We start from the raw sequence: 6,323 nt of genomic DNA, 5'->3' as shown, positions 1-6,323 counted from the left end.
GCCAAGTTGATCAAGAAGTTTTGGTCGGGATCCGACGACTGGGAGACCAGAACTTCTTGATCAACAACCTCAGGGGAGAGGGGCTCAGTGGGTTAGGCGGGTCCAGGTGCGGGTTTGGGCGGTGCCGGTGCCGAGGGTGGTGGTGGTACCGGTGGTGACGACGATGGTGTCGTCGGGGAGCACCTCGACGGTCGGGTCGTCCTCGCTGTTGCCGAAGCGGTCGCGGGGTTCGGGCGCGTCGATGTAACGGTCACCGGTCCAGTAGCCCACGTTGCCCCAGGGATTGGTCACGGCGAGCAGCCCGCCGTTGACGGCGGCTACCGAGTTCGTGTCGGGTGGCAGGGCGACCCGCTCCTGCCACTGCTCGTCGATCAGTTGCCACACCCGCTTGGCGGTGGAACCGTCGTAGTTGTCCTCCGTCATGTCGACAAGCCAGGCGTCGCGGCCGTCCGGGGAGACCAGCAGTCGGGCGGCGTCCGACACAACCGGCAGCCGTCGCCAACTGGTCGCCCCGTCCACGCTGACCACCACGGTCAGCCTGTCGTTCTGGCGTACGGCCAGCCAGAGCCGGCCGTCGCCACTCTCGATGAGCTGGCGATCGCTGCCCCAGGGCAGGGCCACGGGTGGTGGGGTCGGCACCGGTGCGGCGTCGACCCGGACGAGTCGCAGCTGGGCGCAGGACAGATCGCTCAGCCCGTCGCCACCCGGGCACGAAAGCAGGAAACCACTGCGGGTGGCCACGCCGCGCCGGGTGGCCGGAGGTGGAGCACCGAAGGGGTACGCGGTGAAGGAGGCCCCGCCATCGGTGGTGACCAGGTAGTCACCGCCCACCACAACGGTCACTGTCGTACCGTCCACCGGGAGCAGGTGCGCCGGTCCGGAAAACTGCTGGCGGTTCCCGGTTTCCGGCAGGGCGACACGCTGCCAGGTCTCGCCGCCGTCGACGGTACGCGCGACGTCTCGGCGGCAGTCGTCGCGGCCCAGATCGTCGACCTGGTGGCAGGTGTCGAAGAGGGCCCAGCCGTGCCGCGCGTCCACGAACCGCAGCTCGGTCAGCTGTCCGGCGACCCCCGTCGGATGCACCCGCCACTCGACCGGCTGCCCGTCCGGTGGCCTCGGGGTGGGTGGCGTCTCGTCACCGTCCCGCCCGGCGATGGCGTACGCCCCGGCGGGGCCGGCCAGCAGCAGCGCGACGAAGCCGGCCAGCAGGCCACGGCGGCGACGGCGAGCCCGCGTCCGGCGTCGGGCCTCGGGCACGCCTGGTGGTCGGAAGGTCGGCGCGGCGCTCGCCTCGAACTCGGCGAACATCTGGTCCAGGTCGGTCTCACGCACGGCCGGCCTCCTGCCGCTCGGTGAAGTACGTGGCCAGTGCCGCTCGACCGCGGGACAGCCAGGACCGGACGGTGCCCTCGGGCACGCCCAACTGATCGGCGATCTCCGAGGTTCGCAGGTGTGCCAGGTGGTGCAGGACGATGGCCTGCCGGTGAGACGCGGGCAGGGTGGCCAGCGCTCGCAGCAGCGCCACCCGGTCCGGCCCCGGACCGGGTACGTGTTCGGGTCGTTGGCGGGCGAGATGGCGTACCGCGGTGCGGACCCGCCGGAGTCGGCTGGTGGCCAGATTCCAGCCGACCCGGCGTACCCAGGCGTACGGGTCGTCGTACCCGCTGACCCGGTCCCACCGCTCCAACAGCCGGCAGAACGCCTCCTGGGTGAGGTCCTGCGCCTCCGCGTGGTCGCCGAGGTACGCGTAGAGCTGCACCGCCAGCTTGTGGAAGTGGCCCTGGTAGAACTCGGCGAATTCGAGGGGTGGCGAGGTGGCCCCGGGTGGCTCGGCACGGTGCCCTGCGGTCATGGTGGTCCTCGGTGCTCGGCGGCAGTCATCACTGTCACGCCGGATGCCTGGCCTTTGTTGCACCCCTTTCTGACTTCGATGAACCGCTGGGCCGTGCAGGTGTGGTTCTCGGCCGCGCTATGCCTGCGGCAGGCGAGTCCGGCGTCGGGCGAGGAGCATCATGGCGCCGCCACCGGCAACCAGGACGAGACCGGCGACACCGATGAGCATGGTCGGCGCCCCGGTGACCGGAAGTCCACCACCACTGCCACCATCGCCGCCGTCGTCGTCTCCACCATCGCTGCGTGCGGCGACCACCACAGCGAAGCCGTCCTGGTTGTCACTGGCGTCCACGTCGGCCGCCGGCACCGCGACGGCGTTCGCCGGCAGCTTGGTGGTCGTCGTGGCGGCTCGCCTGTCCACCTGCTCGGTCAGGCCCTCGACCTGCACGGTTCCGCCGTCCAGCGTGACCGGCGCCTCGGTGTTTTCCGACACCGTCACCAGATGGTGCACCTCGACCGCGGAGTAGACGTTGTCCTTCGGATCGGTGTCCTGGCTGGTCGGTACGAGCGCGAGCGTGTCGAAGGTGCAGACCGCAGAGCGTCCGCCGTCGTCGATCGCACACTCCTGCGGCGGCTCGATGAACGTCACACCCTTGGGCAGACCGAGCGTGACCTTGATGCCGCTGACCGCCTTGCTGCCCTGGTTGGCGACCTGGTACAGGAGCGCGCCCGTCTCACCCGGGTTCAGCTTTCCGGCCGGCTCCAGCTTGCCGTCCGCGTCGACGCGCACCGCCTGCGTCACGTCCGGCGCCACCACCGCCAGGTCGGCCTCGGAATCGTCGACCAACGCCAGCGTGAACGACTTCTTGGCCTTGACCCAGCTTCCGTTGCCCTCCCAGTCCATCGACACCTCGATGTCGAAGGTGCCTTCGTAAGGCTCCTCGTCCTCGTAGACGCGGATGTCGATGGGAAGGTCCACCGTCCCGCCGGGTGCCGGCATCAACTCCGGGAACTGGTCCGCGCTGGCGAAGCAGTACCAACCCGGGGTGTCGCCGTCGCACTCGCCGGAGCCTCCGCCCGCCGGCCAATTGAGCGACGCCTTGTTCATCCAGTCCAACCCGTTCTCGGAGTAGACGTGGAATTGAAGCCCGCGTGGGGTTTCGTCAGTCAGGTTCGTCAACCTGAGGTGGACCCTTTTCTTCTTGTCCCCCAACGAAACCGTCGTACCGGGCAGGTCGAAGGTGAACTTGGGCTCGGGGTCCACTGCGGCGGCGGGGCTCGCCGGAACAGCCGTCCCGGCGAGGAGGAGCAGCGCGGCGGCGGCCGTTCGTAACAGCCATCGACGACCAGTTTTCACAGCAGGAATCCTCCAGTTGAGCGGACGTTTGGTTTCAGACACTATTCGCATTGAGCTGCCGGCGGTGTCCCGCTCACCCGAGCGCGCCACCTGGAAGCCGGTTACTGGGTACCTTGGGTTCATGTCTGTGCCGAACGATCCCGATTCCCGACTTCAGTCGTACGCGGACCCGCAGCGGCTGGTCACCACCGACTGGCTGGCCGAGCATCTGCACGATGAGGGCTTGGTGGTCGTCGAGTCCGATGAGGACGTCCTGCTCTACGACACCGGCCACATTCCAGGTGCGGTGAAGGTCGACTGGCACCTGGAGCTGAACGATCAGGTGACCCGGGACTATCTGGACGCCGAGCGCTTCGCCGAGTTGTGCGCCGCGAAGGGCATCGGTCGCGACGACACCGTGGTGTTCTACGGCGACAACTTCAACTGGTGGGCCGCGTATGCCCTCTGGGTTTTCACGCTTTTCGGTCATTCGGATGTGCGGTTGCTCGACGGCGGCCGGCAGAAGTGGATCGCCGAGGGGCGGGAGCTGACCCGGGACAAGCCCAGTCGGCCCCGGGCGGAGTACCCGGTCCCGCAGCGCGACGACGCGCCGGTGCGGGCGTTCCGCGAGGAGGTGGCGGCGCACATCGAGGCCGGCCGGCCACTCGTGGACGTGCGTTCACCTGGCGAGTACACCGGCGAGATGCTGCACATGCCGGACTACCCCCAGGAGGGCGCGCTGCGCGGCGGGCACATCCCGGGCGCGGTGAGCAAGCCGTGGAAGTCCGCCGCCAACGACGATGGCACCTTCAAGTCGGCCGAGGAACTGCGCGCCATCTACGCCGACCAGCTCGGGCTGAGCCCGGATGACGACGTGATCGCGTACTGCCGGATCGGCGAGCGCTCCAGCCACACCTGGTTTGTGCTCCATCACCTGCTCGGTTACCCGCGCGTGCGCAACTACGACGGCTCCTGGACCGAGTGGGGCAACCTGGTCCGGGCTCCCGTCGTCAAGGGCCCGGATCCGAGGTGACCGGTGTGCGGCTGGCGGCTCGAAAGGGCTGCCAGCCTCGCGCTCACGCGGTGCCTGCCGGGGCGCGCAGGTAGCGCTGGATGGTGGGGGAGAGCCAGTCGATCAGGTCGGCCGGAGGGATGTCGACCATGGGAGGCAGGCGCAGCACGTAGCGGGTGAGGGCCACGCCGAGGAGCTGACTGGCGACCAGACCGGCGCGGCGGGGGGCCTGCGCCGGGTCGGCGACCACGCGGGCCACCGCCGTACCCAACTGGTCGGCGAAGATCTCGCGTACGCGTTCGGCCCCACTCGGGTTGGTGCACGCGGTACGCAGTAGCGCCGGCAGGCTGCTGTCCCCCTCCCAGCGGGTGAAGAAGTAGCTGACCAGGACCACGCCGAGGCGGTCGGCCGGCACGTCGCTCAGGTCGGGCAGCCGCAGGTCGAACTCTGCCGCCGTGGCGAACAACTCCTCCTTGCTCCCGTAGTACCGGATCACCATGGACGGGTCGATCTGGGCGTCGGCGGCGATGGCGCGGATCGTCGCCCGGTCGTAGCCGTCCGTCGCGAACCGGTCCCGGGCGGCCCGCAGGATTGCCGCGCGGGTCGCGTCCGAGCGGCGCGGGCGAGGGCCCCCGGCCGCTGGCGCCGCGTCGGCGCGACGTGGCCGCCGGGCCCCGGCAGCCGGCTCCGCGGCTGGTCCCGCCTCTTCCGGGAGTACGCCTTCCGTCATGTGGCCGACGATATGCCAACGCTTGTTGACTTCCGCTCGTGGGGGTGCCTAGCGTTGCCAACAGGTGTTGGCCAACATCTGTTGGCATTGGCCGAAGGAGGTCGTCATGCTGCCCGAACGAACGGATGTGCTGGTCGTCGGAGCCGGCCCGACCGGGCTGACCGCCGCACTCACCCTGGCTCGCCGAGGGGTCGAGGTCACCCTGATAGAGCAGCGGGAAACGCCGCCGGTGACCTCGCGGGCGGCGGTTGTGCACGCGTACACCCTGGAGCTGCTGGACCGGCTCGGCGCGGGCGCGCCCCTGGTGGCCCGGGGCCTGCCGTCGGTGCGGTTCAGCATCCGCGACCGCGACCACGTGCTGTTCACCCTGCCGTTCGACCGGCTGCCCAGCCGTCACCCGTACGCGCTGATGGTGTCCCAGTCGGTCACCGAGGAGGTGCTCACCGAGCGGCTCGCGGACGCCGGGGTGCCGGTGCTGCGGCCGTACCGGCTCACCGGCCTGCGCCACGACGGCGACGGCGCGGTGGCCTGGTTCGACGGTGGCGCGAGCGTGCGCGCCCGGTGGGTGATCGGCGCCGACGGCCTCCGCAGCACAGTGCGCGAGCTGGCCGGCATCCCCTTCACCGGCCCGGCGGATTCCGCCGAATCGTTCGTGCTCGCCGACGTACGCGTCGACAGCACCCTGCCCCGCGACGGCGCGTCGGTCTTCCTCGCCCGTAGCGGTCCGCTGGTCTGGGCGCCGCTGCCCGACGGTCGGGTCCGCCTGGTCGCCACCGTCGCCGACCCGCCGGCCGAGCCCGACGCCGACTACCTGCAACGGCTGCTCGACGAGCGCGGTCCGGCACGTCGACCCGATCGGATCCGCGAGGTGCTCTGGTCGTCGCGTTTCCGGCTGCACCGGCAGCTCGCCGAAACCTTCCGCCGCGGGCCGGTGCTGCTGGCCGGTGACTCCGGTCACGCGCACAGCCCGGCCGGCGGGCAGGGCATGAACCTGGGCATCAGCGACGCGGTCGACCTCGGTGAAACCCTCGCCGACGTGCGGGCCGGCGGTCCCGACCGGCTGCTCGACGAGTACGCGGCCCGCCGCCGTCCGCTCGCCCACGAGGTGTCCGACTTCGCCGACCGGCTCACCCGGCTGGCGACCGCACCACCCGCCCTGCGCCCGGCCCGCGACCTGCTGCTGCGCCTGTTTGCGGTGTTGCCGCCGGCCCGACACCGGATCGCCCTACGCCTCTCCGGCCTGCACCAGCGGCCCGCCGCCGAAGGGTCGAACGTGGCCCTGAGTGACGCGGTGCCGGGTGCCGTTCCCGGCAGGCGGACTGGCCGGTAACCGAGACTGCCCACCCCCACCACCCTGGGTCTACGCTCTGTCTTTTATACACATCTCCGAGCCCACGAGACTAGCGCTCACC

General features: G+C 70.4%; 6 protein-coding genes. 2 read left to right on the top strand and 4 right to left on the bottom strand.

Annotation, left to right across the window (positions count from 1 at the left end):
* Positions 1-84: 84 nt before the first annotated feature.
* The 3 genes from C1I93_RS31800 to C1I93_RS27220 form a co-directional block, all read right to left on the bottom strand.
* Complete coding sequence (locus C1I93_RS31800; protein WP_181445349.1) at positions 85-1,332, bottom strand: YncE family protein; 1,248 nt, start codon at positions 1,330-1,332, stop codon at positions 85-87.
* Complete coding sequence (locus C1I93_RS27225; protein WP_111246134.1) at positions 1,325-1,852, bottom strand: RNA polymerase sigma factor; 528 nt, start codon at positions 1,850-1,852, stop codon at positions 1,325-1,327. The genes C1I93_RS31800 and C1I93_RS27225 overlap by 8 nt, the downstream gene beginning before the upstream one ends.
* 117 nt (positions 1,853-1,969) lie before the next feature.
* Complete coding sequence (locus C1I93_RS27220) at positions 1,970-3,190, bottom strand: COG1361 family protein (RefSeq protein ID WP_146603590.1); 1,221 nt, start codon at positions 3,188-3,190, stop codon at positions 1,970-1,972.
* A gap of 121 nt (positions 3,191-3,311) precedes the next feature.
* Here C1I93_RS27220 and C1I93_RS27215 point away from each other — a divergent pair, with 121 nt between their 5' ends.
* Positions 3,312-4,202, top strand: a complete 891-nt coding sequence (locus tag C1I93_RS27215; RefSeq protein WP_111246132.1) for a sulfurtransferase — start codon at positions 3,312-3,314, stop codon at positions 4,200-4,202.
* Between the two features lie 43 nt (positions 4,203-4,245).
* Here the strand turns inward: C1I93_RS27215 and C1I93_RS27210 are convergent, their stop codons facing one another.
* Complete coding sequence (locus C1I93_RS27210) at positions 4,246-4,911, bottom strand: TetR/AcrR family transcriptional regulator (RefSeq protein ID WP_111246131.1); 666 nt, start codon at positions 4,909-4,911, stop codon at positions 4,246-4,248.
* 106 nt (positions 4,912-5,017) lie between these two features.
* Between C1I93_RS27210 and C1I93_RS27205 the strand changes: the two genes are divergently transcribed.
* On the top strand, positions 5,018-6,241 hold the full coding sequence (locus C1I93_RS27205) for an FAD-dependent oxidoreductase (protein ID WP_111246135.1): 1,224 nt from the start codon (positions 5,018-5,020) through the stop codon (positions 6,239-6,241).
* The last annotated feature ends 82 nt before the right edge of the window (positions 6,242-6,323 follow it).

The organism is Micromonospora endophytica (assembly GCF_003236305.1).
Lineage (GTDB): Bacteria > Actinomycetota > Actinomycetes > Mycobacteriales > Micromonosporaceae > Micromonospora > Micromonospora endophytica.
Note: the sequence above shows the minus strand (reverse complement) of the source record. Positions and strands in the feature narration are given on the sequence as shown.